The organism is Segatella copri (assembly GCF_009494835.1).
GTDB lineage: Bacteria > Bacteroidota > Bacteroidia > Bacteroidales > Bacteroidaceae > Prevotella > Prevotella copri_F.
The window spans coordinates 128,512-155,225 of sequence record NZ_VZBE01000087.1 but is presented as its reverse complement, the minus strand read 5'-3'; the positions used below and the strand labels follow the sequence as shown (position 1 = coordinate 155,225).

General features: G+C 44.1%; 23 protein-coding genes and 1 tRNA gene. 19 read left to right on the top strand and 5 right to left on the bottom strand.

Features of this window, described 5'->3' with window-relative positions:
• Window positions 1–9 precede the first annotated feature (9 nt).
• The 3 genes from F7D47_RS13320 to F7D47_RS13310 all read left to right on the top strand — a co-directional run bounded on the left by F7D47_RS13320 (window position 10) and on the right by F7D47_RS13310 (window position 3,042).
• Window positions 10–1,644 (top strand): RagB/SusD family nutrient uptake outer membrane protein, encoded by a 1,635-nt coding sequence (locus tag F7D47_RS13320; RefSeq protein ID WP_153085248.1) that lies wholly within the window; start codon window positions 10–12, stop codon window positions 1,642–1,644.
• A gap of 631 nt (window positions 1,645–2,275) precedes the next feature.
• On the top strand, window positions 2,276–2,419 hold the full coding sequence (locus F7D47_RS13315) for a hypothetical protein (RefSeq protein WP_006847677.1): 144 nt from the start codon (window positions 2,276–2,278) through the stop codon (window positions 2,417–2,419).
• Window positions 2,420–2,421: 2 nt separating this feature from the next.
• Window positions 2,422–3,042 carry a hypothetical protein gene (locus F7D47_RS13310; protein ID WP_153085249.1) on the top strand — a complete coding sequence of 207 codons (621 nt, stop codon included), beginning with the start codon at window positions 2,422–2,424 and terminating at the stop codon, window positions 3,040–3,042.
• A 104-nt stretch (window positions 3,043–3,146) separates the two neighbouring features.
• Here the strand turns inward: F7D47_RS13310 and F7D47_RS13305 are convergent, their stop codons facing one another.
• On the bottom strand, window positions 3,147–4,904 hold the full coding sequence (locus F7D47_RS13305) for an ATP-binding protein (protein ID WP_194252591.1): 1,758 nt from the start codon (window positions 4,902–4,904) through the stop codon (window positions 3,147–3,149).
• 906 nt (window positions 4,905–5,810) lie between these two features.
• Here F7D47_RS13305 and F7D47_RS13300 point away from each other — a divergent pair.
• The 9 genes from F7D47_RS13300 (at window position 5,811) to F7D47_RS13265 (ending at window position 12,609) form a co-directional block, all read left to right on the top strand.
• Window positions 5,811–5,954: a hypothetical protein gene (locus tag F7D47_RS13300; RefSeq protein WP_022120754.1), complete on the top strand. Its 144-nt coding sequence runs from the start codon at window positions 5,811–5,813 to the stop codon at window positions 5,952–5,954.
• Window positions 5,955–5,956: 2 nt separating this feature from the next.
• Window positions 5,957–6,577: a hypothetical protein gene (locus F7D47_RS13295; protein WP_022120755.1), complete on the top strand. Its 621-nt coding sequence runs from the start codon at window positions 5,957–5,959 to the stop codon at window positions 6,575–6,577.
• A 265-nt stretch (window positions 6,578–6,842) separates the two neighbouring features.
• Entirely contained in the window at window positions 6,843–8,333 is a 1,491-nt protein-coding gene (locus tag F7D47_RS13290) for an ATP-binding protein (protein WP_118116577.1), read from the top strand.
• A gap of 103 nt (window positions 8,334–8,436) precedes the next feature.
• Window positions 8,437–8,685, top strand: a complete 249-nt coding sequence (locus F7D47_RS15140; protein ID WP_437181618.1) for a DUF7724 family protein — start codon at window positions 8,437–8,439, stop codon at window positions 8,683–8,685.
• 359 nt (window positions 8,686–9,044) lie between these two features.
• The gene (locus F7D47_RS13285) at window positions 9,045–9,281 is read left to right on the top strand and encodes a DUF4160 domain-containing protein (RefSeq protein ID WP_040553191.1); all 237 of its coding nucleotides are present in this window, start codon (window positions 9,045–9,047) and stop codon (window positions 9,279–9,281) included.
• Window positions 9,282–9,287: 6 nt separating this feature from the next.
• Window positions 9,288–9,554 carry a DUF2442 domain-containing protein gene (locus tag F7D47_RS13280; RefSeq protein ID WP_006847687.1) on the top strand — a complete coding sequence of 89 codons (267 nt, stop codon included), beginning with the start codon at window positions 9,288–9,290 and terminating at the stop codon, window positions 9,552–9,554.
• Between the two features lie 121 nt (window positions 9,555–9,675).
• On the top strand, window positions 9,676–9,915 hold the full coding sequence (locus F7D47_RS13275; RefSeq protein ID WP_153085250.1) for a DUF7723 family protein: 240 nt from the start codon (window positions 9,676–9,678) through the stop codon (window positions 9,913–9,915).
• Between the two features lie 487 nt (window positions 9,916–10,402).
• A complete protein-coding gene (locus tag F7D47_RS13270) occupies window positions 10,403–11,311 on the top strand; it encodes an Rpn family recombination-promoting nuclease/putative transposase (protein ID WP_153085251.1) in 909 nt (302 codons plus the stop codon).
• Window positions 11,312–11,415: 104 nt separating this feature from the next.
• Window positions 11,416–12,609, top strand: a complete 1,194-nt coding sequence (locus F7D47_RS13265; RefSeq protein WP_118151096.1) for an SGNH/GDSL hydrolase family protein — start codon at window positions 11,416–11,418, stop codon at window positions 12,607–12,609.
• 51 nt (window positions 12,610–12,660) lie between these two features.
• Here the strand turns inward: F7D47_RS13265 and xpt are convergent, their stop codons facing one another.
• Window positions 12,661–13,227: a xanthine phosphoribosyltransferase gene (xpt, locus tag F7D47_RS13260; protein WP_022120760.1), complete on the bottom strand. Its 567-nt coding sequence runs from the start codon at window positions 13,225–13,227 to the stop codon at window positions 12,661–12,663.
• Window positions 13,228–13,630: 403 nt separating this feature from the next.
• Between xpt and F7D47_RS13255 the strand changes: the two genes are divergently transcribed.
• Entirely contained in the window at window positions 13,631–15,088 is a 1,458-nt protein-coding gene (locus tag F7D47_RS13255) for an AAA family ATPase (RefSeq protein WP_153085252.1), read from the top strand.
• Window positions 15,089–15,274: 186 nt separating this feature from the next.
• Window positions 15,275–16,261 carry a YqiA/YcfP family alpha/beta fold hydrolase gene (locus F7D47_RS13250; protein WP_118190159.1) on the top strand — a complete coding sequence of 329 codons (987 nt, stop codon included), beginning with the start codon at window positions 15,275–15,277 and terminating at the stop codon, window positions 16,259–16,261.
• A 102-nt stretch (window positions 16,262–16,363) separates the two neighbouring features.
• Here F7D47_RS13250 and F7D47_RS13245 read toward each other — a convergent pair whose 3' ends face one another.
• Both F7D47_RS13245 and F7D47_RS13240 read right to left on the bottom strand, forming a co-directional pair.
• Window positions 16,364–17,671, bottom strand: coding sequence for a nucleobase:cation symporter-2 family protein (locus F7D47_RS13245; RefSeq protein ID WP_153085253.1), 1,308 nt, complete (start codon window positions 17,669–17,671; stop codon window positions 16,364–16,366).
• A 206-nt stretch (window positions 17,672–17,877) separates the two neighbouring features.
• On the bottom strand, window positions 17,878–18,345 hold the full coding sequence (locus F7D47_RS13240) for a nucleoside deaminase (RefSeq protein WP_153085254.1): 468 nt from the start codon (window positions 18,343–18,345) through the stop codon (window positions 17,878–17,880).
• A gap of 276 nt (window positions 18,346–18,621) precedes the next feature.
• Here F7D47_RS13240 and F7D47_RS13235 point away from each other — a divergent pair, with 276 nt between their 5' ends.
• The 3 genes from F7D47_RS13235 (at window position 18,622) to F7D47_RS13225 (ending at window position 23,350) form a co-directional block, all read left to right on the top strand.
• Window positions 18,622–22,107, top strand: coding sequence for a DEAD/DEAH box helicase (locus tag F7D47_RS13235; RefSeq protein ID WP_153085255.1), 3,486 nt, complete (start codon window positions 18,622–18,624; stop codon window positions 22,105–22,107).
• A 188-nt stretch (window positions 22,108–22,295) separates the two neighbouring features.
• Window positions 22,296–22,763 (top strand): transcription elongation factor GreA, encoded by a 468-nt coding sequence (greA, locus tag F7D47_RS13230; RefSeq protein ID WP_022120765.1) that lies wholly within the window; start codon window positions 22,296–22,298, stop codon window positions 22,761–22,763.
• Between the two features lie 185 nt (window positions 22,764–22,948).
• On the top strand, window positions 22,949–23,350 hold the full coding sequence (locus F7D47_RS13225; RefSeq protein WP_022120766.1) for an HIT family protein: 402 nt from the start codon (window positions 22,949–22,951) through the stop codon (window positions 23,348–23,350).
• Between the two features lie 80 nt (window positions 23,351–23,430).
• On the opposite strand, the gene F7D47_RS13220 is transcribed toward F7D47_RS13225, so the two are convergent.
• Entirely contained in the window at window positions 23,431–24,519 is a 1,089-nt protein-coding gene (locus tag F7D47_RS13220; protein ID WP_119236006.1) for a mannose-1-phosphate guanylyltransferase, read from the bottom strand.
• A gap of 229 nt (window positions 24,520–24,748) precedes the next feature.
• Between F7D47_RS13220 and F7D47_RS13215 the strand changes: the two genes are divergently transcribed.
• Together F7D47_RS13215 and F7D47_RS13210 are read left to right on the top strand one after the other, a co-directional pair.
• Window positions 24,749–24,833, top strand: a tRNA-Leu gene (locus tag F7D47_RS13215).
• A gap of 233 nt (window positions 24,834–25,066) precedes the next feature.
• On the top strand, window positions 25,067–26,641 hold the full coding sequence (locus F7D47_RS13210; RefSeq protein WP_153085256.1) for a glycoside hydrolase family 28 protein: 1,575 nt from the start codon (window positions 25,067–25,069) through the stop codon (window positions 26,639–26,641).
• Window positions 26,642–26,714 lie beyond the last annotated feature (73 nt).

Below are 26,714 nucleotides of genomic sequence, written 5' to 3'. Positions count from 1 at the left end.
GAAAATAAAATGAAAAATTATATAAATAAGATATTCGGTTGCGCTATTTTAGCTTCTGCAACAATGCTGGCATCTTGTGGCAGCGATTATCTCGAAACCAAAGCGACAAGTTCTGTTGGTTCTGAGAATGCGGTAGCAACAACAGAGATGGCTTACATGGCCTTGAATGGTATCGCTCGTTGCCAGACTACTCAGCATTATGCTTTCACACAGGGCTTTGCTGGTGAGAATGCAATTATGCGTCTTTATGAGAACTTGCCAAGCCAGAATTATAATTATAATGCCTATGCATCTGGTTGGGCACCTATCCATAATCAGCAGTTCCATAATAGAACAAATACTATCTATGATGGATATGCTTGGTATTATTATTACCAGCTCATCGGTCAGGCTAACACTATCATTACCCGTATTGATGCAGCAGCAGGAAGCGAGTCTGACAAGAAGTTTATCAAGGCTTCAGCCTTGGCTTTCCGTGCTTACAGCTACGAGAAGTTGATTCACTACTACTGCTATCGTTGGCAGGACAGTAACAATGGTGCCTCACAGGGCGTGGTTCTTCGTCTTGATGAATCTACAGGCGATGCTCCATACGCAACATTGGCAGAAACCGTAGATCAGATTTACAAGGATTGCCAGGAAGCGATTACCTTGTTTGGCGAAAGTGGCATCGACCGTCCTGCTTCTGAGGTTTGGATTCCTAATGCAAACGTTGCTCATGCAGTTTATGCACGTGCAGCTTTGTTCCGCCAGGATTACCAGACAGCTCTTGATCAGGCTAAGCTTGCTAAGCAGGGTTATCCATTGATGAGCAATGCTGATTATAAGGCTGGTTTCTGTGAGCCAACATCAGAGTGGATTATGGGTAGCTATGGTGATGCTTCTGAAAATAACTGGTATTGGTCTTATGGTACACAGGGTGCTTGTAATGGTCACTATGCTACAGCAGAAGGTATGACTACAGGTGCTGGAACCATCGGCCATGAGTTGATTTCCCGTATTCCTAACAATGATGCCCGCAAGCAGAACTTCCTGACAGAGGATAAGTTCCCTAACCTTGACCTCTCTAAGGAGTCTGAGACTTACTATACATTTGGTATTCTTGGAATGGAGGATGATGACATCTATGCACAAGCAGATTCCATCGTAAAGGCTCATGCAGTAAAAGGATTAAATGCACCTTATCAGGCTGGTATCTACTATCTGGATGCAAACTTGAAGTTCTTTGTAACCGACCAGCCAGGTGTCAGCTACTTGCCATTCATCCGCTCTAGTGAGATGGTATTGATTGAGGCTGAGGCAAATTATTTCTTGCATCATGAAGCAGAAGCTCAGGCTGCATTGGTTGAACTGAATGCTACTTCTGGTCGTAACCCAGAATATACCTGCACCAAGACTGGAGAGGAGCTTCTTTCAGAGATTCAGGACTATCGTTGTCTTGAGCTTTGGGGTGAGGGCTTCGAGTGGAGCGACTTCAAGCGTTGGAACAAGGCTGTAGTTCGAAAGACTTTTAAAGAAGGTGGTAATGCACATTCGACTGTTGCTATCACCATCAATCCTGAGGATGGTAACAAGTGGACATGGGGCGTTCCTCTGAACGAGACCGACTACAATGCTGATGCAACTGCTCCGGAGATTAACTAATCAAATCTTTCGGAATAGTATAATATAATAAGGTGTATCCTTATTGCTCAACACAATGGGCAAAGGGATACACCTTTTTCTTTTTATCTCTCTCAAACATTTTCCCAAGAAGAAACGATGACAATAGTATTTATACAAATCGGATTTTGATGGAATGTTTACCTATTGCCACGTTTTGCAAAACACAGCGATTTTCGGGCGTTTTAGAGGCGTTATGGGAGCTAAAAGGTTGAAAACATTGAGCAAAAACGCTTATTTTCTATTCAATTTTTAGTGTTTTTCTATGCTTTTTATCGAAAAACCTCCCACGATGCAGCAAAAATTACGTCCCGACGTAGCATTTCCTACGTCCCGATGTAGCAACAGACGCATCCCGACGTAGCTACAGATACGTCCGGACGTAATTTTTCGAAAAGATCTTTGGTATATTCCATTTTTATTCTTATCTTTGCAGCGCAGTCCCGGTAAGATCCTCTCCCTGATTATTCGATGCTGGTGATGACCCCGGGGTTTTAATTCTTCTGTTTATTTCCCTCATTCTCAAACATTTTCAATAATTTCTTGCATCTTTCAGAAGAAAAGCGTATCTTTGCAGCACGAAAGTTGAATTATTAAAATAAGGAGGTAGAATATGGATTTATTTGATAGCAAAAGACAAGAAAGATTAGAGGCAGCAAGAAAGGCTTCTACTGCCAGTAAAGAAGCAGCACGCGCCTTTTTAATTAGGGCAGGAATTCTTTTACCTAATGGAGAAGTTGCACCACATTTGAGATAATTATGGATAAGTCTTTATATTCAAGGCGCTCCAACCTAGTAATAGGATTTCATGGCTGCGACAAGTCTGTTGTTGATGCCGTAGTTGCTGGTAAGACCGATCTTCTTTCCAGCACTAATGACTATGACTGGTTAGGTAATGGCATCTATTTTTGGGAAAATAATGAGGAACGAGCTTGGCAATGGGCTAAAGATTTAGCCAAAAGAAAGAACTCACAAATCAAAGAGCCTGCAGTTGTTGGTGCAATTATAGACTTGGGGTATTGTTTTGACTTAACAGATAGCACATATCTTCAGGAATTAAAGGCTGCTTATGAGTCTATGGTTACTGTTTATAAAGAATCTGGGATTGAATTACCGAAGAATACATCTATCGGAAATTCTACAGATTTGTTGATTAGAAAATTGGATTGTGCTGTTGTACAAACAGCTTTAACATACAATCAGGATGCCAATGCCCATTCTTACGATTCTGTAAAAGGAGTATTTTGGGAAGGACAGGAACTATATCCTAATGCAGGATTCAGAGAAAAGAATCATATTCAGATTTGTGTCTGCAATCCTAATTGCATCAAGGGTTATTTCCTTCCTAGAAGTATCAATCAGGATTATCCTAACCCATAATATAAAAAGGTGTATCCTTCTTGCCCCATACATCGGGCAAGCGGGATACACCTTTTTCTTTTTATCTCTCTCAAATATTTTCGACCTGTATGGTTGAAATAGTTTTATATCTCCTCGCAAGCTACCATTTCCGCTCCGCGGTAGATAACCACCAGCTTGTGGAGCTTTGTAGTCTTTACTGCCTCTCTGACCATATCACTGTCCGCATAGCGAGAGATTTGAGCTGAAGCCTCCTCGAAGAGCTTTTTCACTTGCTCATCGGTGGTTTGGCTCTTGCAATATTTCAACTCGATAATATATGAATCTACCATGTCCTTGTAGATGTCACAAAGCGGAGAGAGGAAGATGTCGGCATAGCCGCCGTCATTGTCCAGCTCAGAGATAGGGCGATAGAACTTGTTCTGGCTTGTCATCGCCAAGGTGAAGCCATGCACGAAAGCCTCTCCCTTCTGCTTGTCTCGCTGGGAGGAGTACTTCTTCAGGCAGTCGGCGATATACTCAAAGTATGGCTTGAATTGTCCATCGTATGCCAGTTTGCTCTCCAGTTTACCCTTGCTATATCTATCGTATACCAAGTCGTTCTCCTTGTAGGTGTCGAGCAGGTAGGTGTACATCTGGTCACGCACCACCTCATTCGGGATGATGAACTTGGTCTCACCCTTGTATGTTCCGTCTATCGTCACCATGCCGAAATAGAACAGCAGACTGAGGAAGTTGTCTGGGTCGTTGATTCGCTCGGCAGGGAAGTTCTCGTTGAGCGTGCCTATCACGAATCCCTGGGTTACCAACTGCTGGATGATGCTGGCGTCGTGGGCGAACTCCTTGTCGTGGCGGATGAGCATTCGCAACTTGTCATAGTCGATACGGATGTTGGTCTCTACCATCTTCTTAGGGATTTGGTAATTGCTTCGGATGTAATTATCTACGAAGTTGAGCACCATTACCGAGTTGTACATGGTGGTCTCACCATATCTATCCTCTGCGAAGCAATAGTTGTCGTACCAAGGCTTCATCACCTTGATCAGCTCATCGGTGGTATGATTAAACGGCAGAACACTGCCGTAATAATCCAGCATCTCTCTCACTTCTTCCTCTGTAAATCCCGTCATCTCATTGAAGTCGGGTGAGAGCGAATAGTTGGTTCCGATGTTGAATCCGCTGGTCAGGTCATCCATGGTCACAGGGCTTACTCCTGTGACGAACACTCTGCCCAGAGTATTGCCAGCCGCACCCTTGATGGTGTTGAAGAACTGGCGCAAGTATCCCTCTCCGTGGGTCTGGTTGCGATACCTCATAAGATGCTCCTCATGGGCGAGAATCATGTTGGTGAAGTTGTCGTACTCATCGATGAAGAGATAAATCTTCTTTCCTACCTCCTGGCATTTCTGGCAAAGAAACCTCAACTTGGATACCGCATCAGGCTCCTGTTGTAATCCTGCCTTGGTATCAGCAGGAAGAATATGTGCATAGATGTCGCAGAAGAAATTGAATACAAGGCGACAATGGTTGTCCAATCCATCCTTATAATCATCCAATCCTGCTGCCACCTCGGCAAAATTGAGGTGGATGATGAGATATGTATTATGCTCTGGTGTAGGATTCTGCCCGATGTATAGCTTGCCAAAGATTTCCTCAAACTTGTCTTTCTTGTTGATGTCATAGTAATTCTCAAGCATGGAGAGGGTAAGTGTCTTGCCGAAACGGCGAGGGCGAATGAAGAAGAAATACTTGTTGGATTCTTCTATTTGCTCTATGAAAGGAGTCTTGTCCACATAGTAACAATCCTCTTTTATGACATCCTCAAAATTCTGCATGCCGTATGGTATGCGCTTGCGATAAATGCGCTTTGGTCTTACTATCATAACTCAGTTTGATTATTCGTTTTTGAATCTGATGGCAAAGATAATACTTTATCTCCTAATCTCCAAAACTTTTCCCGAAAAACTTCTACCATACAGCTAGAACATTTTCCCAAGGAGAAACGATGGCAATAGTATTTATACCTATCGGATTTTGATGGAATGTTTGAGAAACAAAGATCCTTTACGCACATGAATATGTTTTCTCAAATTAATTACCACATTTGCCACGCTTATTATAAGTAGCTGATAATAAGAGAATAACGGGTGGCAGCAATGGGCTTTTCTATTGTCACCTTATTGCCACCTATTGCCACGTTTTGCAAAAAACAGCGTTTTTCGGGCGTTTTAGAGGCGTTTTGGGAGCTAAAAGGTTGAAAACATTGAGCAAAAACGCTTATTTTCTATTCAATTTTTAGTGTTTTTCTATGCTTTTTATCGAAAAACCTCCCACGATGCAGCAAAAATTACGCCCCGACGTAGCATTTCCTACGTCCCGATGTAGCAACAGACGCGTCCCGACGTAGCTACAGATACGTCCGGACGTAATTTTTCGAAAAGATCTTTGGTATATTCCATTTTAATTATTATCTTTGCAGCGCAGTCCCGGTAAGGCCCTCTCCCAGATTATTCGATGCTGGTGATGACCCCGGGTTTTTAATTCTTCTGTTTATTTCCCTCATTCTCAAACATTTTTCAATAATTCCTTGCATCTTTCAGAAGAAAAGCGTATCTTTGCAGAAGATTAGCGGCGCTCGGCAATCTGAAAGTAAACTTTCATTGCACTCGCTGGCATAATCTTTGCAGAAGATTAGCTGCACTCGACAATCTGTAAGCAAGCTTACATTGCGCTCGTTTGCATAATCTTTGCAGAAGAAATGTTCAACTTTTAAAACAAGGAGGTAGAATATGGATTTATTTGATAGCAAAAGACAAGAAAGATTAGAGGCTGCAAGAAAGGCTTCGGTTGCCAGCAAAGAAGCTGCAAGAAAATTCCTCATTGAGGCTGGAATATTATTGCCGAACGGAGAAGTTGCACCACATTTGAGATAATTATGGATAAGTCTTTATATTCAAGGCGCTCCAACCTAGTAATAGGATTTCATGGCTGCGACAAGTCTGTTGTTGATGCCGTAGTTGCTGGTAAGACCGATCTTCTTTCCAGCACTAATGACTATGACTGGTTAGGAAACGGCATCTATTTTTGGGAAAATAATGAGGAACGAGCTTGGCAATGGGCTAAAGATTTAGCCAAAAGAAAGAACTCACAAATCAAAGAGCCTGCAGTTGTTGGTGCAATAATAGACTTAGGTTATTGTTTTGACCTTACTGACAGTTCCTATCTTCGGGAATTGAAAGATGCTTACGAGTCTATGGTTGAACTCTATAAAGAGTCAGGATTAGAATTACCACAAAATACAACTATAGGTAAATCTACAGACTTACTGATTAGGAAATTGGATTGTGCTGTAGTTCAAACTGCACTAACATACAATAAAAAGGCCAATGCCCATCCATACGATTCAGTAAAAGGAGTATTTTGGGAAGGACAGGAACTATATCCTAATGCAGGATTCAGAGAAAAGAATCATATTCAGATTTGTGTCTGCAATCCTAATTGCATCAAGGGTTATTTTCTTCCTAGAGGTATCAATCAAGATTATCCAAACCCATAATATAAAAAGGTAGAATATGGACAAAAAGAAAAATGAAAACTTCTTTCTGAAACTTATTAAGATTAAGAAAGAGATACGTGATTGTGTACAAAATGGAAGAGACCTGAAAGATGTAGAGAAAAACTATGGTATCAGATTCTCTAAACCCCTATAGCATTAAAAGATGACTGACCTGCTGAAGATTGAATCAAGAAACTCATCGTAAGTGAGTATGACGCATTTCTTCGGGAGAAAATGAAGAAGACAAAGAAACAAAAAGGCAACTATGAACATAGAGGAACTTGAAAGGCTTATAGCCAACGATGAAAACGTACATTTGGAGTTGAAAAAAACTACAGGTGAGTTGAAGGATGGTATGCACACTGCCTGTGCATTCCTCAATGGTGCTGGCGGTTGGCTGGTGTTCGGTGTAGCCCCTAAGTCTCTTAAGATTCTCGGACAGGAGGTTACGGATAATACACAAAGAGAGATAGCCCAAGCGTTGAGTGGTCTCGAACCAGCAGTTTCGATTGACATTCAATACATTGACGTGCCCGATAGACTAGGCTGTCAAGTCATAGCAATGTATTTCGAAGCATTCGTTTGGGGAACGGCACCTTATACCTATCATGGTAGCCCATATTATAAGGTTGAAAGTACCACGAAGCTGATGCCTCGCAATATGTTTGAGGAACGGCTGCGTGCCAACAAACCAAACTATTATGCCTGGGAGAGACAGTCGGCTGATGACATAACCATTGATGATATGGACGAGAAACTCATCAGGGGAGCTATACGGCTCGGCGTGGAGAAGAACCGCATGCCAGCCACAGCTTTGACAGAGCCTCTTTCGGATGTACTCAGAAAACTTGAACTAATGAACGATGGCGTTCCCAATAACGCTGCTGCCGCCCTGTTTTCCACCAAATTAAGGGGCTACACGCAGATGCAGCTGCGTTTGGCTCGTTTCCGCGGAATCAATAAGATAGAGTTCATCGACAACCAAAGGGTGGAAGGAAATTTCTTCCAACTGCTTGATGCCGGTATGGCTTTCTTCTTGAAGCACCTGAACATGAGTGGCAAAATTGTTGGCTTCCGTCGTGAGGAAAATATGGAGGTGCCAGCCGAAGCGTTGAGGGAAGCCCTTACAAACAGCCTTTGTCATAGGCAGTTCGAGAAGTACAACCTTACGCCAAGTATTGCCATATATGATGACCGCATAGAGATTGAGAATCCTGGTGTATTGCCGCCACAACTCAACACAGAAACAATCAAACAGTCACACAGTTCCTATCCATACAATCCCATCATGGCGGAAGTGCTTTACCGCACCACTTTCCTTGAAAGTTGGGGGTCTGGCGCATTCCGTATCATGGAGGCTTGCAAGGCACAGAATGCTCCAGAACCGAAGTGGAGCATCAACGGTGGCTTCATTTGCGTGACATTCGTGCGGCCTGTAACCGATCCGATGAAGACTCCTGTGGGGATGCAACTGGGATTAAATTTGAACCAAGTACGAACCAAGTACGAACCAAGTACGAACCAAGTTAAAGATTTAATTCTAGCTGTTTCTGAAGATTATTTATCAACAGGGGAAATGATGAAAACTTGTGGATTAAAGAGCCGACTGAGATTTAGGACAACCTATATTTTGCCAGCCCTCGACGAAGGGGCTATAGAGCGTAAATATCCTGATATCCCAAACCATCCTCGCCAACAATATAGGTTGACAGAACAGGCCATAGAATGGAAACGTGGACAAAAGAAAAGTTTATAGACTTTTTGGCCTTATTGAAGAAAGCGCAATCACGAATTGTGATTTTGAACGCAGGGCAATGAAAAATAAATAATGCTGAATAATTTAAAATAAGGAGGTAAATATGGACAACAAGAATCTTTCATCAGAAGCGTTGCTCTCTAACAACGGAGATATGACTTCTTTTCGATATGGCAATAGTAATATCCGATTTCGTACTCCTAAATGCCTCAAACGATACACAGAGGTCAAGGAATGGGATAATGGATATATTGTTTGTATAGGGCATTCTTGCTATTGGGCAGGTAACAAACCTGACCTCCCAGTGCTTACTTGCTTCCTAAGGACAGATCGAATAAATGCCTCTACTTAAAATTTATGGCACATGTGCCACTTTTTTTAAGTGCAAAGATATGCGAAAGTAGAATTCTAACCAAAAATTTTTAGATTTATTATACTAAAAAGGTGTGCGCACTAGCTGCGCGAATTCAACAAGGTGGCTAAATCACCATTAGAAGAATGGGTTGAGCATAGAGCAAATTGCTTTTATTACTGGTTTGACTGAAAAGGAAATAAAAGAACTATAATATAAAAAGGTGTATCCTTCTTGCCCCATACATCGGGCAAGCGGAGATACACCTTTTTCTTTTTATTTCCCTCATCCTCAAACATTTTTCAATAATTCTTTGCTTCTTTCAGAAGAAAAGCGTATCTTTGCAGAAAAAAGAAACGATGCCAACAATATTTATATTTTTCGGATTCAGATTCATGTTTTATTCTAATGATCATGAACCAATTCATGTCCATGTTATCAAGGATGGAAATGAAGCAAAATACAATGTATCTCCTCTAACCCAGATTTATAATCATGGATTCAAAAAACATGATATTGCTTTGATAGAATCTATTATTTCTGAGAATGAGGCGGTCATTATAGATAGATGGAAAGAGTATTTTAATCAAAAATAAGATATTATGGAGCAATATAGAGTAAATCGCGTTTGGGTTGACGATGCCCATATTTGGGCAGAAACCCAAAATGGCTGGAAGGCTAACTATCCTTTCAGTCGTTGGAGCCGTCTTGCTAACGCCACACCTGCCCAGCGTAAGGCTTTCGTATTGAGCAGATATGGTATCCATTGGCCTGAATTAGACGAAGATTTATGCTTTGAAGGACTATTCGCAGATGCTGGCATATACAAACCGTCAAATGCAGAAGATACTATTTATTATCAAGCATAATAAAAGAATTTTTTGCAACAGAAGGATAAGTGAATCATTAAAATAAGGAGGTAAATATGGACAACAAGAATCTTTCATCAGAAGCTTTACTCTCCAATCAAGTCAGTAAAAATAGATTATCATGAATGAAGAAGAGATTAAAATCGTGGCAGAAAATGCTATGATGATAGTTTGCGGATATGCATTTTCGCAAACCGAAGAAGGTTTTATACGTGTAGTGTATCTACACTCCCCATATCATGCTCTTGTAATGACAAGCGAGGGTGAAGTAACAGAAACCAATATGGATGATATAGAAATCAGCATCGTTCAAAAGTATTGGAAACGAAACAAAAAATTAATGGAGCAAGTTTATGCCTAAATATTACGACTTTATGATATGTGGGTATAAGCTGAGCAAGTATAACAATGCGGCTGAATAAGCGTAACGAGACGGCTCATCGGGCGCAAGGATACGACTGCGCTGGGGCAAAGATATAGATTAGGAGGTTCAAGCAGTCGGTATCTGAGGTTCAGAGAGACTGTATCTGAGGTTCAAGCAGACTGCTTCTTGAAGATTCCTACTAGGCTCGACAGCTCTGCTGAGCCTAGTCAGCAGCTCTGCCGACTGCAGTCAGCAGGTCTGCCGAGCCTAGTGACAACACCCCATTAACATACATATATACTCTTTAGTCGTACGACTGTATACCCTTTAGTTGTACAACCATAAGCCTACTGTTGTACAAGTATAAACTCATTGACAGTACAATAGTAGTTTTACAACTCAAACATTTTTCCAAAAATCCTTGCTTCTTTCAAAAGAAAAGCGTATCTTTGCAACCGAATATTAATTTTAGGAGGAAATCTATATGGAAGAGCTAAAAGATAAATACATTCGATTCGATTGGGCAATCTTGCACCAACTTCACCAGAAGGCGAACTTTTGTGTGCTCGAGGGCTTCCTGACCGTGTTTCTGAATGAACCTATCAAGATTGTTGAAATCCTAGAAAACGAAGGAAACGTGCTGGCAGAAGATAAGTTCTATCGAGTAGAAATCAAGGCAAAAAATAGTAACGGTGAAGACATTCTCGTCGAGATACAAAATATAACCAGATTGTGTTATCAGGAACGTATATTTTATGGCGTAGACAAAGCTATTACCGAGCATATCAATCTCGGCAACACCTACAAAGAAGTAAAAAAGGTATATTCCATTAGTATACTTTATTTTGACCTTGGCAAAGGGTCGGACTATATTTATGTAGGACAAAACAATTTTATCGGCCTGCATACGCAAGACCAACTCATCATCAGTACCAAGGAGAAAGATACAATCGTGAGAAAGTCGCCTGCCGAAATATTCCCAACCTATATGCTAGTGCGCGTCAATGAGTTCAACAAGGTTGCCAAGTCTCCATTGGAGGAATGGGTTGATTACCTCAAAAACGGAGTCATCAATCCTGACACGAAAGCACCAGGATTGCAAGAAGCTCGCGAAAAGCTGAAATACTACTCTATGTCGAATGCCGAACGACACGCCTACGATGAACATGTCAATGCCATCATGATTCAAAATGACGTTCTTGGAAACGCTAGATTAGAAGGGCATGCGGAAGGTAGAGCGGAAGGCAGAGCGGAAGGTAGAGCAGAAGGCAGAGCGGAAGGTAAAACTGAAGAAAAAAATGCCATCGCCCTAAAAATGCGTCAAGCAGGTCTGCCTATAGAGCAAATCATGCAATTCACAGGGCTATCGGAAGAAAATATCAAATCATTATAAACAGAATTGGTCGGTGCCTCTAATGGCATCGACCCTTTTTATGAGATAATGCGTAACGAGACGCCTCATCTGGCGCAAGGATTATACTTTTAAAATACAACAAGGTGAAAAGATTTATAATGATACTATGCTTCATCTGCACATACACACTACAGATGGCGGCACAAACATGGATTGGAACTTGGGCTACGGCACCGCAGACTGTGGTGAAAGCGTTTATGCCCTATAATAACAACATGACAAACCGTTCGGTTCGCCAGATAGTAAAAGTAAGCGTAGGAGGCGACGTGATAAGACTGAAACTGAGCAATATCTACTCGATGCAACCCGTAGTGATACGCTCCATCTATATCGCCCACGCCAAAGACTCCTTCAAGATTGATGCCAAATCGGCCCAATACTTCAAGTTCGGCAACAGCTACAAGGCTACTATCCCTGCCGGCAGACAGATAGTGAGCGATGCGCTGAAGTTCAATCTCAAGAACCTGGAGCGCGTTGCCATCACCATCAACTACACCTCGGCTCCCGATGTGCCTACCGTTCACATGGGCTCACGTACCACCTCTTATATCATGAAGGGAGTAACCAATGCCCACTCCAACTTCGAAAAGGCTTTCCGAGAGAACCACTGGTACAACATCAGCGGCATCGATGTGTATACGATGAGCAACAACATGAGTGCCATCGCCATCATGGGCAACTCCATCACCGACGGCAAATGTTCTACGGATAATGCCCAGAACCGGTGGCCGGATGTTATGTCGGAGATGCTGCAGCTGAAACATAAGATAACCAACCAGGGTGTACTGAACCTGGGCATCGGTAACAACCGCGTAACCGTGCCGGGCGGTTTCGGGGCACTCGCCAAGGAACGCTTCGACCGAGACATTCTGATGCAGAGCGGCGTAAAGAAGGTAATTATCTTTGAAGGCATCAACGACATAGGTGCTGCCAAGAGCGGCAACAGCGAGACGGTAGCCCGCCAGATTATAGAGAGCATACAGGGAATGATGAGGAAGGCGAAGGCCCGGAAGATGAAAGTTTACCTGGGCACCATCACGCCTTTCAAGGGTGCCGGCTACTACAGCCACTTCCACGAAGCAGCCCGACTCTATGTAAACGACTGGATTCGAAGTCAGGCAAAGAAAGCAGATGGCATTTTAGACTTCGCCAAGCTGCTTCAAGACCCGAATGATGACAGAAGGATGAAGCGGGAATATGCCAGCGGCGATTGGCTCCATCCGAACCCTGCAGGCTACAAGGCGATGGGAATCTATGCCGCTGATATCGTCAAGTAAGAAAAAAGCCGCCCTATTACAGGCGGCTTTTACTATATATAATAAGATGTTTTACTTCAAGACAATCTTGCAATCGTCCAGGCTCTCTACGGTAGCGAGCGCCTCATAACGGATTCCCTCCTTGCGCAGGAAGTCACCACCATGCTGGAAAGCCTTCTCGATGATGAAACCCATCGCCTCAATCTTGGCACCTGCCTTCTCGCAAAGGTCCATCACGCCCTTAGACGCATTACCATTGGCAAGGAAGTCATCGATAAAGATAACATGGTCCTCAGGAGTAAGATAACTGTTGCTCACACAAACCGTATAATCGCGGTCCTTAGTAAAAGAGTGAACCACAGAGGTAATCATACCCTCCATCGTCTTAGGCTGCTTTTTCTTTACGAATACAACAGGAAGATTGGTCAGATAACCTACCATGATGGCAGGCGCGATGCCCGAAGCCTCGATAGTAATAATCTTGTTGTACTTGATGTCCTTGAAAAGGCGCACGAATTCCTTAGCTAAGTCCATCATCAGAATAGGGTCCATCTGATGGTTTACAAAGCTGTCTACTTTTAAGATTCCACCAGGAAAGCATCTGCCCTCCTGCATAATTCTTTCTTTCAGTAAATCCATTATGACTTGAACTTTAATATGGTTATTGGGTGCAAAATTACTACTTTTTTCGCAAACAAGGAAGTTTATCGCCCAATAATTTTGTTTTGTCTGCAATTTAGCGTAATTTTGCAGCAGAAATCATCGTGCAAGAGCAAGGAGTCACGGTCTACGAGAACTCTCCTCTCGTCATGAGCGCAGAAAACATGGACACTTATACCTACTGGTTGCAAGGTTTCATCTATTATGACGATGCCACCCTCGCCGAGAAAAGCAAAACCTATAGGAAAAGTGTTATTCTTTTCTAGAAAATCAGCGAAAAGCAAGAAAATCCAATCGTTTTCGCTGATTTTCTAAGTAGTTTTCTTGGTGTTATCCTAAAAAAAACGTATCTTTGCAACCAACATTATAAAACTATCTTACAATGAGTTACGCAAATATCATAGGAAGAAATAAAGAGATAAATATACTCGATAGAATATACAAGTCAAAGAAATCTGAACTTGTAGCCATTTATGGCCGTCGAAGAGTAGGCAAATCTTATCTCGTAAGCGAATGCTTTGGAAAGAAGATTCTCTTCAAAGCAGTAGGTACTTATATTAAAGACGGAGACAAGGACTATGAGTCTTACCGTCAACTTCAACTTGCGCATTTCTATGATTCGCTAGTGATTGCAGGATTATCGACAAAGGAGTCGAAACCCACTTGTTGGAGAGAGGCATTTTTACTTTTGAGAAAAGTTCTGGAAGGAAAAAGAAACAGAAGGAAAATCATCTTTATCGATGAACTTCCATGGCTTGCAGGACCGCAATCATCAGAAATGATAGCAGAACTGGGATATTTTTGGAATTCATGGGCAGACAGTGAACGAAATATTATACTCATTGTCTGTGGATCGGCTACAAGTTGGATGCTTGATAATGTGATACATGACTATGGAGGTCTGCATGGAAGACTCACGGAAACCATCAAACTATTCCCTTTCACTCTAGCAGAATGCGAAAAGTACTACAAGAAAAATGGTTTTCATCTCTCACGCTATGAAATGTGCGTGAGTTATATGGCTATAGGTGGAATCCCCTATTATCTGGATAAGCTCCGCAACGACAGAACAATGACAGACAACATAGACAGCATATTCTTTGCAGACGAATTAATTCATCAGGAATTCAAAGATGTTTATACAGGACTTTATTCCAGCAAAGAGAAATACGTCGACATCGTTAAAGCTATTGGCAGTAAGTTCTATGGAATGACACAATCAGAGCTTTCCAAGGCTACAGGTATCAAAACCGGGGGTACCCTGACAAAGCTACTTGACAACCTTAGAGAATCAGGAATTACGAGAGAGTATCCCCGCTATGGAAAGGAAAGAGTCGAAACTGTATATCAGCTAAAAGATTTCTTTTCTCTATTCTATCTGAGATTTGTTCATGGCAAACAAGTCAAACAAGGAGGATGGAACGCTATCCATGGGACAGCCACATTCTACACATGGGCTGGAGATACGTTTGAACTTTTGAGCATAGAGCATCTGCAAAACATACAAGACACTCTACGTATCCATTCGGTTGAAAGGAACTACAGTTGGTGTGGGAAAGCTGAAGACGGAAAAGGTGCTCAAATAGATTTAGTCATGGAGAGTAAAAGTACTCAAACAGATTATCTCTGCGAAATGAAATTTTCAACAGGTAATTTTACTGTCACACAAGATGTTGAGGAGAATATACGTCACAAGATAGATGCTTTCGCAAATAGCAAGATGCATAACAAGACTCGCTCAATACAAACTGTTTTGGTGACAACAATGGGACTTAGTTCCAATATGCATGCAAGTATCATCAATCACCTGATAACTCTTGAGCAATTATTTCAACGATAAAATAGAAGAATAATGAAAGAGGACTGCCAGCGATGGGTGGTTCTCTTTTTTTAATGACCTCCAATGGTTAATTATCAATAATTATAAATACCTTTATTATATGCGTATTTATAATTTTAGTATCTTTGCACCACAAACTAAGTACAAATCGCTTAAGGAAATAGCAGTACATTAAACTATAAGAATATGAATCCATATATCAAACAATTCCCCGACCTCATGGCGGGCAAGAAAATCATGTATGTTCACGGTTTCCTCTCTTCTGCACAGAGCGGCACCGTAAAGATGTTGCAGGAACTGATGCCGAATGCCACCCTCGTGGCTGAAGACATCCCGGTACATCCGGAAGAGGGCATAGAGATGCTGCAGAAGATGGCGGAGACTGAGAAGCCCGACCTCATCATCGGTACCTCGATGGGAGGCATGTATACCGAACTGCTGAAAGGTTACGACCGCATCCTCGTAAACCCTGCCTTCAAGATGGGCGATACAATGAGCAGCATGACCGGCAAGCAGGAATTTCAGAACCCGAGAAAGGACGGAGTGAACGAACTGATGGTTAACAAAGGTCTCATCAAAGAATACCGTGACTTTACCGAGCGTTGCTTCCAGGACATTACTCCCGAGGAGCAGCAACGTGTTTACGGTCTCTTCGGCGATGCTGATCCGCTGGTCCATACCTTCGACCTCTTCCATGAGCACTATCCGCTCGCCATCCCATTCCACGGTGAGCACCGACTTATCGACAAGGTAGCATTCCACTATCTCTGTCCGGTTATCCGCTGGATTGACGACAAGCAGAACGGCAAGGAGCGCCCTATCGTATACATCGACTTCGATGCCCTGCACGACAGTTACATGAAGGCAACCAGTTCGATGCACAAGGCTTACGAGATGCTGATAGAGCATTACAACGTATATATCGTAGCCCCAGCGCCAACCAACGACCATGAATACATGGCGAAGGTACAGACCTGGGTGGAGGAATATCTCTCTACCCCAGCCTACAACCACATCATCTTCTGCAACCAGAAGAACCTGCTCTACGGCGATTACTTCATCGACCCTAGCCCATGCGATGGTTTCATGGGTACGACGATAGAATACGGCAGCGATGAATTCAAGACCTTCGAAGAAATCATCACCTTCTTCGAAAGACTGGGTGGACAGTGATTTTGTTGATAGTTAATAGTTAACAGTTTATAGATAAAAAAAGGTGCAACTCACTTTCTTACTTGTGAGTTGCACCTTTTTATCTATAAATATCTTTAATTCTTATGCCTTATCCAGATTCTTCGGCAACACGAGGTTCAGGATTACGGCGAGCAGGAAGACTACTGCCACACAGTTATCTGCAAAAACGGTGCGCACAATCTCTGGGAAGATGTTGAACATACCTGTTGCAGATGTGAATCCGAGACCTACGCTGAGCGAAAGACTCACAATGACCATGTTGCGCTGAGAGAAGCCTGTACGCGCCATCATGCCGAAACCGGCAAAGAGGATGCTACCGAACATCATGATGGTACAGCCGCCCAATACAGCCTGAGGAATCGTAGTCAATACATAACCGATAGCTGGGAAGATACCACCGATAATCATGATGATGGCACCCATGGCAATGGTAAAGCGGTTCACCACTCCCGACATCGCTGCCAAACCCACATTCTGGCTGAAAGAAGTGATAGGAGTACAACCGAAAAGACCGGAAACCGAACTGACGAAACCATCGCAGCAGACTGCTGCTCCCATTTCCTTGGTCTTAGGATCACGCTTCAACGCACTGTTGCAGAGCGCAGAAGTATCACCAATCGTCTCTGTGGCAGAAACCAGATATACAGCTACAACTGATAAAATAGCCCCGATATTAAACTCAGGTGTAAATGGAAGAAGCTTTGGCAAAGCTACGATAGAGAGACCAGAAAGTCCGCTGAAATCTATCATTCCCATAAACAGCGCCAGGATGTAACCTACCAGCAGTCCTACCAATACAGAGAGAGAACGCAAGAAACCCTTGGCAAAGATCTGACAAAGCAGACAAGCCAGCAAAGTGACAGTACCCACAATCCAGTTGTTCATGCTACCGAAATCGGCAGCACCCTGACCACCCGCAAAAGAGTTGGCACCAACAGGAAGGAGCGAGAAACCGATGGCTGTTACCACGGTAGCGGCTACTACAGGCGGAATGAGCTTGATCCAATACTTGGCAAAAAGTCCGAGTGTTCCTTCTACCAGACCACCAATGATGACAGCGCCTATCAAAGTACCCATACCATGAGCACCGGCAATGGCGATGGCAAGTGAAAGGAAGGTGAAGGAGATACCCATCACGATAGGAAGGCGAGAACCGATACGCCATACCGGATAAAGCTGCACCAAGGTACCGATACCGGCGATGACCATACAGTTCTGGATAAGCACGGCGCTCACCGAACTGTCCAAACCTATCGCACCAGCGAGAATCATGATTGGCGCAATATTGCTGACGAACATCGCCAGCACATGCTGAAGACCAAATGGGAGTGCTTTACCAACGGGCACTCTGCCGTCTAATTTGTAGAGATTTTCTATTGACTGTTCCATTGTCGTTATAATAATTAGAGAATTTCCATTATCCATCAATTCAGTGTCTTTTCTGAATTTGGCGGCAAAATTACAAAGAAAATCTGAGAAATCGTTCCTTTTCTCCATTTTTCTCTATCCAGCATGATAGAATACAAGAAGAATCTACGAAAAAAGGAAGGCTGCGGTTCATATTCCGTGCAACCTTCCCTTTTTATCTTATCTCATTAATACTCCGTCTTTTCCGCATTTTCCTCCCACATGCGGAAAGCACCGAGCGCCTCATCGCGCATCAGGGCAATCATCGGCTTGTGGCGGTCTTCTATCTTGCGGTCTATCTCCTCGTAGATAAACTCATCATCGAAACCTATCTTTGCCGCATCCTTCCGGTCGTTGGCATAATAGATACGGTTGAGATGTGCCCAATAGATGGCACCCAGGCACATCGGGCAAGGCTCGCAGGAGGTATAGATTTCGCAACCCTCCAGATTGAAGGTCTTCAGTTTGCGGGTAGCCTGTCGGATACAGTTCACTTCGGCATGAGCCGTAGGGTCGAGGTCGATGGTTACACTGTTGGAAGCCTCAGCGATGATAATACCGTCCTTGGCAATCACAGCACCAAAAGGTCCGCCCCCCGTCTTCACGCTATTCTTTGAGAGCTCAATGGCTCTATGCATCAATTCTTCCTTTGTCATTGTTTAATATTTTTAGATTAATAATACCCCTTCTTTTCAATTGGGGGCTACAAATATACAAAAAAGAAATGATACGGCAAGCATTTCTTGCATTATTTTTTAGTACTTATGCTGCAAAGATACACTTTTTCGCACGAATATCCGACACTTTACTACATATTTTGCACGAACGCCCTAAATTTCCTTAAATACGCATTCCTGTTCAACAGTTAATTATCAATAATTATAAATACCTTTATTATAAGAGTAGTTATAATTTTCGTAACTTTGTAGCCTATGAATCAAAACAATATCAGCGCCGCAGAACTCTTCCTTAGGGTAAGAGAACTTTTGATACTCCCCGAACTGGAGCCGAAGACACGCAACAAGATGATGCACGATACGCTCATCCTCTGCTGCCACGAAGGAGTGAAGGAAACGAAACAGGCTTTCGGTAACCTTTTCTCCCAGGTGGATTATCTCTGTAAGGCTCACGGCATCAAGGTGGCAGACAAGATTGCCATCCAGACCATGCGCCGGCACAGTAATTCGCAGGAACCGCTCTCAAGCGAAGATTTGAAATATGATGCACGTGCCCTAGCCATCTTCATCTCTGCCGTATTCGGAATGGATGTTCCCCACGAGCTGAACGTGCTCATTCCCCATACCAACCGCCCTTATCAGAAAGGACTGGAAATCAACAACCGCCGCATCCGCTGCATCGTGAAGAACTGGGACAGCGATTTCATCCGTGTGGATATTGACCAGGATGCTGATGAAGAGGAATATCTCGTTCAGCTGAAAGATGAAGAGAACCATATCGACCATACCTACCTCTGGGATATCCTGAAGGAAGGCATGCAGCTCAACCTGCTCGACTGTCAGGTGAAACAGCCCATCATCACCCCCCGACTCATCGTGGTGGAACCCGATTATCTGGTAGATATCAGTAGCATTGCCACCTGCTTTACGGCTTTCGGTCATCATCCCCTGCTCTATCTGCTGAACCAGATGAAGCCCCGTGCCAACACCCAGGCTACCCTGCTCGGTAACTTTGCCGGCGCGGCGCTGGATGACATCATCAATACAAACGGCAAATATCAAATGAACGAAACCATAAAGACGAATTTCAGGGAGAAAGCACTGGAGTTCTGTACCTGTCCCTGGTTTGATGCCAAGAAATTCTATACCGATGCCAACCAGCAGGCATTCAATCTGCAGCAGGTAGTGGATATTCTCTTTCCCCGCACCGCATCGCAGGCACAGATGTCAGCCTTCCGTGGCGAAAGTCTTTACGACAGGAAGAAAGCCATCCTCGAACCTTCGTTCGTCTGCGAAGCACTCGGCATACAGGGACGTGTGGACCTGATGACCACTGACTGCAAACTGCTGGTGGAGCAGAAATCGGGACGCAACATGAATATCGAAACCCATCAGGTAGATCCGGGTTATCACAGTTATCAGCTGGAGCCACACTATGTGCAGCTGCTGCTCTACTATGGCGTATTGCAGCACAACTTCAAGCTGAGCAACGACCGCGTGAATATCCGTCTGCTCTACTCCAAGTATCAGCCGCAAGACGGACTGATGGTAGTAGCGTATTACCACAAGCTCTTCCAGGAAGCCATCACTTACCGCAACCAGCTGGTAGCCGCTTCTTTCGAAATAGCCAAGGAAGGTTTTGAACATGCACTCAACGAGTTTACACCCGATGTACTCAATGTAGCAGGCACACAGGACTTCTTCTACAACAAGTATCTGAAGCCGCAGATAGAAGCCATCACCAGTCCGCTCCACACCCTCTCTCCATTAGAGGAAGCCTACTTCTGCCGCATGATGACCTTCGTGTTGCGGGAACAGATGATCAGCAAGGTGGGCGCACAGGAAGGAACGAACACATCGAGTTCCGACCTCTGGACCATGCCGCTCGCCGAAAAGAAAGATGCCGGCAATATCTATACCGACCTGCACATCATCCGGAAGGAACAGAGCAGCGCAGGAAGCGGATATGATACCATCACCCTCAGCGTGCCCGACCAGGGCAAGGACTTCCTGCCCAACTTCCGCATCGGCGACATGGTATATCTCTATACCTACAAGCTGAAGGAAGAACCCGACGTAAGAAAGGCTATATTATATAAAGGTGTACTGCAGGAGATTCACAGCGATGAGATTGTGGTGCATCTCACCGACGGACAGCAGAATGCCGATATTTTCGAGATGAATCTGCCTTACGCCATAGAACATGGAACGAGCGATGCATCAACAGGCGGAAGCATCCGCAACCTGCACCAGTTTATCTGTGCACCAAAGGAGAAGCGCGACCTGCTGCTGGGACAACGTGCTCCGCAAAGAGATACTTCGCTGACATTGACCAGACACTACGATGATGTACTCGACGATATCATTCTCCGTGCCAAGCAGGCACAGGATTACTTCCTGCTCGTGGGACCTCCGGGAACAGGAAAGACCAGCCGTGCCCTGAAGTTTATGGTAGAAGAAGCACTGAACGACGGAACGGGAATGCCGACAGCAGAAAGCATCACCGCTGGAGGCAAGGCGGCGCATCAGCCTGCATCCTCTATTCTCCTGATGAGCTATACCAACCGAGCCGTGGATGAAATCTGCGAGATGCTGGTAGATTCCGGCATTCCATTCCTTCGCCTCGGCAGCGAATACTCCTGCGATGAGCGGTTCCGCCCTTATCTGATAGAGAAAGCCATCAGCGACTGTCCGAAGCTCGAAGCCATCAAACAATATATAATAGGAACGCGTGTAATCGTGGGCACCACTTCGATGATGACCTCCAAGCCGTTCATCTTCTCGCTGAAGCACTTCAAGCTTGCCATCATCGACGAGTCGAGCCAGATACTGGAGCCAAATCTCATCGGTCTCCTGTCTGCCGTGGATAAGTTTATCCTCATCGGCGACTACAAGCAGTTGCCAGCCGTGGTGCAGCAGAGCGAGCAGGATTCAGGCATTCCTACCATCAACGACAGTCAGAAAGGTGGCATCATCGACATGAGCATCCTGCAGGACATCTGTCTTACCAACTGCCGCAACTCCCTCTTCGAGCGTCTGATTCATTGGGAAGATCACGAAGAGCGCAGCGAATTCATCGGCATTCTGCGCCGCCAAGGCAGAATGCATCCCGAGATTGCAGAGTTTCCTAACCGGATGTTCTACCGTCGGGAGAAACTGGAACCCGTGCCATGTCCACACCAGTTGGAGACGGAGCTGTCATATACTCTCCCATCAGAAGATGCGCTCGACGACCTGCTGAAGGAGCACCGCATGATATTCCTCCCATCCAAATTCTGCAAGGAACCGAATGTATCTGATAAGATCAATGCCAACGAGGCAGCAATCGTGGTAGACCTGCTTCGCCGCATCCACCGCTTCTATGGAGAGCGTTTCGATGCCAAGAAGACGGTAGGCGTCATCGTTCCTTACCGCAACCAGATAGCCATGGTGCGCAAAGGCATCGAAAAGCTCGGCATTCCGGAACTGGAGAAAATCAGTATCGATACCGTAGAGCGGTACCAGGGCAGCCAGCGAGATGTCATCATCTACAGTTTCACCATCCAGAACATCTGGCAGCTCGACTTCCTTGCCGGCAACAGTTTCGTAGAAGACGGCGCCATTATCGACCGCAAGCTGAACGTAGCCATCACCCGTGCCCGAAAGCAGATGATTATGACAGGCAACCCGGAGATATTGCGCAATAATCAGATTTTTAGCGAATTAATGAACTATGTGAAGGAAAAAGGAGGATATTTTTAAAATTTCCCCCAAAAAGTTTGGTGATACGAAAATAAAGTCCTATCTTTGCATTCGAATTATACACAAAAGGATAAACAAGAGACATAAATACAGATATAGGATTCCGGTGCTTCACTGGCACTGGAATTCTTTATTTTTTATGCTACTTGCCAACCGATTATTAATAACATTAAAACAACAAGAAGATTATGGCTTACATGTCACAAGAAGGCTACGACAAACTCGTAGCTGAGCTGAAACAGCTCGTATCTGTAGAGCGCCCTAAGGCATCAGCCGCAATTGCTGAAGCCCGCGACAAGGGTGATTTAAGTGAGAATTCTGAGTATGATGCCGCTAAAGAGGCACAGGCTCATCTGGAAGATAAGATCAATCGCCTGAAGCTCACCATTGCCGAGGCCAAGATTATCGATACCAAGCAGCTCAGCACCGACAGCGTGCAGATTATGTCGAAGGTAGAGATGACCAACATGGCTAACAAGGCAAAGATGACTTACACCATCGTGAGCGAGAGCGAGGCAAACTTGAAGGAAGGCAAGATTTCCATCAAGACTCCTATCGCACAGGGATTGCTCAACAAGAAGGTAGGTGAGATTGCAGAAATCAAGATTCCTCGCGGCACCATCAACCTTCGCATCGACAAGATTTCATTTGAATAAAACGGAATAAAAGGAACTATCATATCGGCAGCAATGCCCGTATGACGGTTCCTTTTATGTTATATGTAAGCCTACCCGATATACTCTATAGAAAATGAAAGTAGCCGATGCAACGACATCAAAAAGAGAATAAGATAATATGTATTGTAAATTATAAATTATTAATTATAAATTGATTAGCGATTATGGCAAGCATTTTTTCAAAGATTGCAGCAGGAGAGATTCCTAGCTACAAGTGTGCAGAAAGCGACAAGTTCTATGCTTTCCTCGACATTAGCCCTATCGGCAAAGGTCATACTCTGGTAATTCCCCGTAAGGAGGTTGATTACATCTTCGATATGGAAGACGAAGACCTGGCTGAGTTTGAGGTTTTCGCCAAGAAGGTAGCCAAGGCTATCAAGGCAGCCTTCCCATGCAAGAAAGTGGCGCAGGTTGTTTTGGGTCTGGAGGTTCCTCATGCCCATATCCACCTCATCCCAATGAACAGCGAAGCTGATGTAAACTTCCGCAAGGAGCATCTCAAACTCACAGAGGAAGAGTTCAAGGAAATTGCTGATAAGATTTATACAGAATTCAAGAAACTTTAAATGCAAGAAGTTTCAAACAGAAAAAGAGCTGCGAATATGCTTCGCAGCTCTTTTTATATCTTTATTTCATAAGCTCTTGCTTAGACGAACTCATCGCCTTTCTTCATCTGTACCTCGTTTACATATTTACGCACCAGGGCAGAAGAATCTTCTTTCTTGCATATCAACAATACATTGTCATTCTCGGCTACTATGAAACCATCCAGTCCGTTCAATACAGCCAGCTTTCCTTTAGGCAACTTGATTACATTGTTGTGACAATTCTCCATCATCACATCGCTGTCAACAACCACGTTGTCATCGCTGCTCTTCTGCATCGCCTCGTAGATACTGTGCCAGGTACCCAGATCAGCCCAGCCGAAGTCACACTTCATCATATAGACATTGCTAGGCTTGTCAAGTATTCCGAAATCTACCGAGATATTCGGATAAGAAGAGAAACTCTCCTTCATGTAAGCGTTCTCAGTCTCCACACTGAATTCGGGATACTGTTTATCGTAATCACGGAGTACAGGGGGCAGAATCTTGCAGAAACACTCACGCAGATACTTCACATTAGAAAGGAATAAACCCGTATTCCAATAGAACTCTCCACTCTCTACAAAAATCTTGGCAAACTCTCTTTCCGGTTTCTCTGTAAACGACTGCACCTTGTACAATCCGTTGCCGATAGCTTCACCCATCTGAATATATCCATATCCAGGTTCAGGACGGGTTGGCTTCACACCCATCGTCAGGAAACGGTCATGTTCTGCCACAAAAGCCAGACCTTCCAATACGTTCTCCCGGAAAGCATCTTCATTGAAGATAGCCTGATCAGAAGGAGTGGCGATGATGCAAGCATCAGGATTGAGCATCGAGATGCGATGATTGGCCCATGCCATGCTAGGTGCCGTATTGCGATGAATAGGTTCCGCCAATATCCGTTCTGCAGGAACCTCAGGCAACTGTTCCTTTACCAGTTGAACATATTCTTCATTTGTGTTGATAAATATATGGTCGGCAGGCACGATCTTTGCCATACGGTCAAAGGTTTGCTGAAGCTGGGTGCGCCCCACTCCAAAGAAGTCGACAAACTGCTTCGGATAGTTGCTGCGGCTGCAAGGCCAAAGTCTGCGGCCCTTACCTCCCGCCAATATCACACAATAATTATTTCCGTTACTCTTCATATCTTGAGTCTAATATTTTGTTGGTTTTCAAAATTCATCTGTAAAGTTAGTGATTATCCGTGAAAGTGCCAAAGATTTTCTTGAAATTTAATAAAGTGGACTATAAAAACAACAAAAATTTAATGTTTCTGCATTAAAAATGCATTTTTAGAAAAAAAAGTCACCAAAAAGTTTGTCAGTTCAAAAATTATTAGTACCTTTGCAACCGCAAATAAGCAAGGTGGTATTTGCCCAGATGGCGGAATCGGTAGACGCGCTGGTCTCAAACACCAGTGGAGCAATCCATCCCGGTTCGATCCCGGGTCTGGGTACCAAGATGGAGAGAAGTTCGCTTCTCTCCTTTTTTCGTTTATATACCTTATTATATATACGCATTTATAACATCATTATCTACCCACTTACATCCTATCATATCCCCCACTTCACGAAAACGTTTACAACGATTTATTTAGAATAAGCCTTACTATTTTTGGCTTTTCAAAAGATAATATTTATCTTTGCAGAAGAAATAGCTTATATATAATAACCCAACAAACCGAAAAAATAGATGAAGAAATTTTTTAGCATGGTATGTGCTTGCTTGTTGGCGCTAAGTGCCCAGGCAACCGACATCAAGAAGTATGATGCTCTTTACGAGAATCTGCCATTCCAGATGGAGAAGGTGACCCGTCCACAATTCCCAGCCAATGAGGTTAATCTCAAGGACTTTGGTGCCATTGGAGATGGCTCTTCTCTCTGTACTACAGCCTTTGCCAAGGCTATCGATGCGCTGACTCAGAAAGGTGGAGGTAAACTCATCGTTCCACAGGGCGTATGGTTCACAGGTCCTATCGTATTGAAGAGTAATATCAACCTGCATCTCGAAAAAGGTGCAGTCATCCTTTTCTCACCAGATGATGCCCTCTATCCTTTTGTTGAGACATCATTCGAGGGATTGGATACACGCCGCTGCCAGTCGCCAATCTCTGGCCATAATCTTACCAACGTAGCGATTACCGGTCAGGGGTGCATCGACGGAAACGGAGAATACTGGCGCCCATTGAAGAAGCAGAAGGTTACCGCTGCACAGTGGAAGCAGATTACTTCACATGGCGGTGCATTCAAGAGAGCTGACTACTGGTTCCCATCAGAAGGTGCATTGAAGGCAGACAACAGTGCCAACATGAATGTGCCTAAGACTCCAGCTTCAGAAGAAGAATGGAATGAGATCAAGCGTTTCCTCCGCCCTGTCATGATCAGTCTCGTAAGCTGCAAGAACGTTTGGCTCAATGGTGTTATCTTCCAGAATTCACCTGCATGGAACATCCATCCGCTGATGTGCGAGAACGTTCTTATAGAAGATGTATTGGTCCGCAACCCTTCTTACGCTCAGAATGGTGATGGTCTTGACCTGGAGAGCTGCAAGAATGCACTCATCGTCAATTCTACTTTCGATGTAGGCGATGATGGTATCTGCATCAAGAGTGGTAAGGATGCTGACGGAAGAAAGCGCGGCATTCCTTGCGAGAATGTCATCGTAAACGGCTGTACCGTATTCAAGGGGCACGGTGGTTTCGTTGTTGGTAGCGAGATGAGCGGTGGCGTAAAGAATATCAAGGTGAGCGACTGCCAGTTCCTCGGCACTGATGTGGGTCTCCGTTTCAAGAGTACCCGCGGTCGTGGTGGTGTAGTAGAGAATATCTATATCGACAACATGTCAATGTTTGATATTCAGACAGATGTCATCACCTTCGATCTCTATTACGGTGGCAAGTCTGCCGTTGAGGTTCTCAACGATGGCGATGAGGCTAAGAGCCAGAAGGTACAGAAGTTCAAGGTAGACGAGACAACACCTTGCTTCCGCAATATCGACATCAACCATGTCATCTGCCGCACAGCCCGTCGTGCAGCTTACTTCAACGGTCTCCCAGAGATGCCGGTAAGCAACATCCACATCAAGGATATGGAGGTAAACAATGCTGAGTATGGTATCGTCATCAACCGTACTGACGGCGTGAAGCTCGAAAACATCAAGGTTAGTGCAAAGAATCACACCTTCGATGCAAAGAACTCGAAGAATGTGACTGTAAACGACAAGACATACAAGAAGATTGACGAAAAGGGTATCACTCTCGACTTCTAATCAAAATTAAAAGCCGCTCAACAGGCAAATCTGTTGAGCGGCTTTTTTATATGGAAATCATAGCACTACAGCT

Coding starts and splice junctions, on each gene's coding strand:
- F7D47_RS13235 (WP_153085255.1), top strand. CDS start 18,622: ATGAATCAAAACAATATCAGCGCCGCAGAACTCTTCCTTAGGGTAAGA.
- F7D47_RS13290 (WP_118116577.1), top strand. CDS start 6,843: ATGAACATAGAGGAACTTGAAAGGCTTATAGCCAACGATGAAAACGTA.
- F7D47_RS13245 (WP_153085253.1), bottom strand. CDS start 17,671: ATGGAACAGTCAATAGAAAATCTCTACAAATTAGACGGCAGAGTGCCC.
- F7D47_RS13280 (WP_006847687.1), top strand. CDS start 9,288: ATGGAGCAATATAGAGTAAATCGCGTTTGGGTTGACGATGCCCATATT.
- F7D47_RS15140 (WP_437181618.1), top strand. CDS start 8,437: ATGGACAACAAGAATCTTTCATCAGAAGCGTTGCTCTCTAACAACGGA.
- F7D47_RS13275 (WP_153085250.1), top strand. CDS start 9,676: ATGAATGAAGAAGAGATTAAAATCGTGGCAGAAAATGCTATGATGATA.
- F7D47_RS13220 (WP_119236006.1), bottom strand. CDS start 24,519: ATGAAGAGTAACGGAAATAATTATTGTGTGATATTGGCGGGAGGTAAG.
- F7D47_RS13255 (WP_153085252.1), top strand. CDS start 13,631: ATGAGTTACGCAAATATCATAGGAAGAAATAAAGAGATAAATATACTC.
- F7D47_RS13210 (WP_153085256.1), top strand. CDS start 25,067: ATGAAGAAATTTTTTAGCATGGTATGTGCTTGCTTGTTGGCGCTAAGT.
- greA (WP_022120765.1), top strand. CDS start 22,296: ATGGCTTACATGTCACAAGAAGGCTACGACAAACTCGTAGCTGAGCTG.
- F7D47_RS13285 (WP_040553191.1), top strand. CDS start 9,045: ATGCCAACAATATTTATATTTTTCGGATTCAGATTCATGTTTTATTCT.
- F7D47_RS13225 (WP_022120766.1), top strand. CDS start 22,949: ATGGCAAGCATTTTTTCAAAGATTGCAGCAGGAGAGATTCCTAGCTAC.
- F7D47_RS13240 (WP_153085254.1), bottom strand. CDS start 18,345: ATGACAAAGGAAGAATTGATGCATAGAGCCATTGAGCTCTCAAAGAAT.
- F7D47_RS13315 (WP_006847677.1), top strand. CDS start 2,276: ATGGATTTATTTGATAGCAAAAGACAAGAAAGATTAGAGGCAGCAAGA.
- F7D47_RS13300 (WP_022120754.1), top strand. CDS start 5,811: ATGGATTTATTTGATAGCAAAAGACAAGAAAGATTAGAGGCTGCAAGA.
- F7D47_RS13310 (WP_153085249.1), top strand. CDS start 2,422: ATGGATAAGTCTTTATATTCAAGGCGCTCCAACCTAGTAATAGGATTT.
- F7D47_RS13295 (WP_022120755.1), top strand. CDS start 5,957: ATGGATAAGTCTTTATATTCAAGGCGCTCCAACCTAGTAATAGGATTT.
- F7D47_RS13270 (WP_153085251.1), top strand. CDS start 10,403: ATGGAAGAGCTAAAAGATAAATACATTCGATTCGATTGGGCAATCTTG.
- F7D47_RS13305 (WP_194252591.1), bottom strand. CDS start 4,904: ATGATAGTAAGACCAAAGCGCATTTATCGCAAGCGCATACCATACGGC.
- F7D47_RS13250 (WP_118190159.1), top strand. CDS start 15,275: ATGAATCCATATATCAAACAATTCCCCGACCTCATGGCGGGCAAGAAA.
- xpt (WP_022120760.1), bottom strand. CDS start 13,227: ATGGATTTACTGAAAGAAAGAATTATGCAGGAGGGCAGATGCTTTCCT.
- F7D47_RS13320 (WP_153085248.1), top strand. CDS start 10: ATGAAAAATTATATAAATAAGATATTCGGTTGCGCTATTTTAGCTTCT.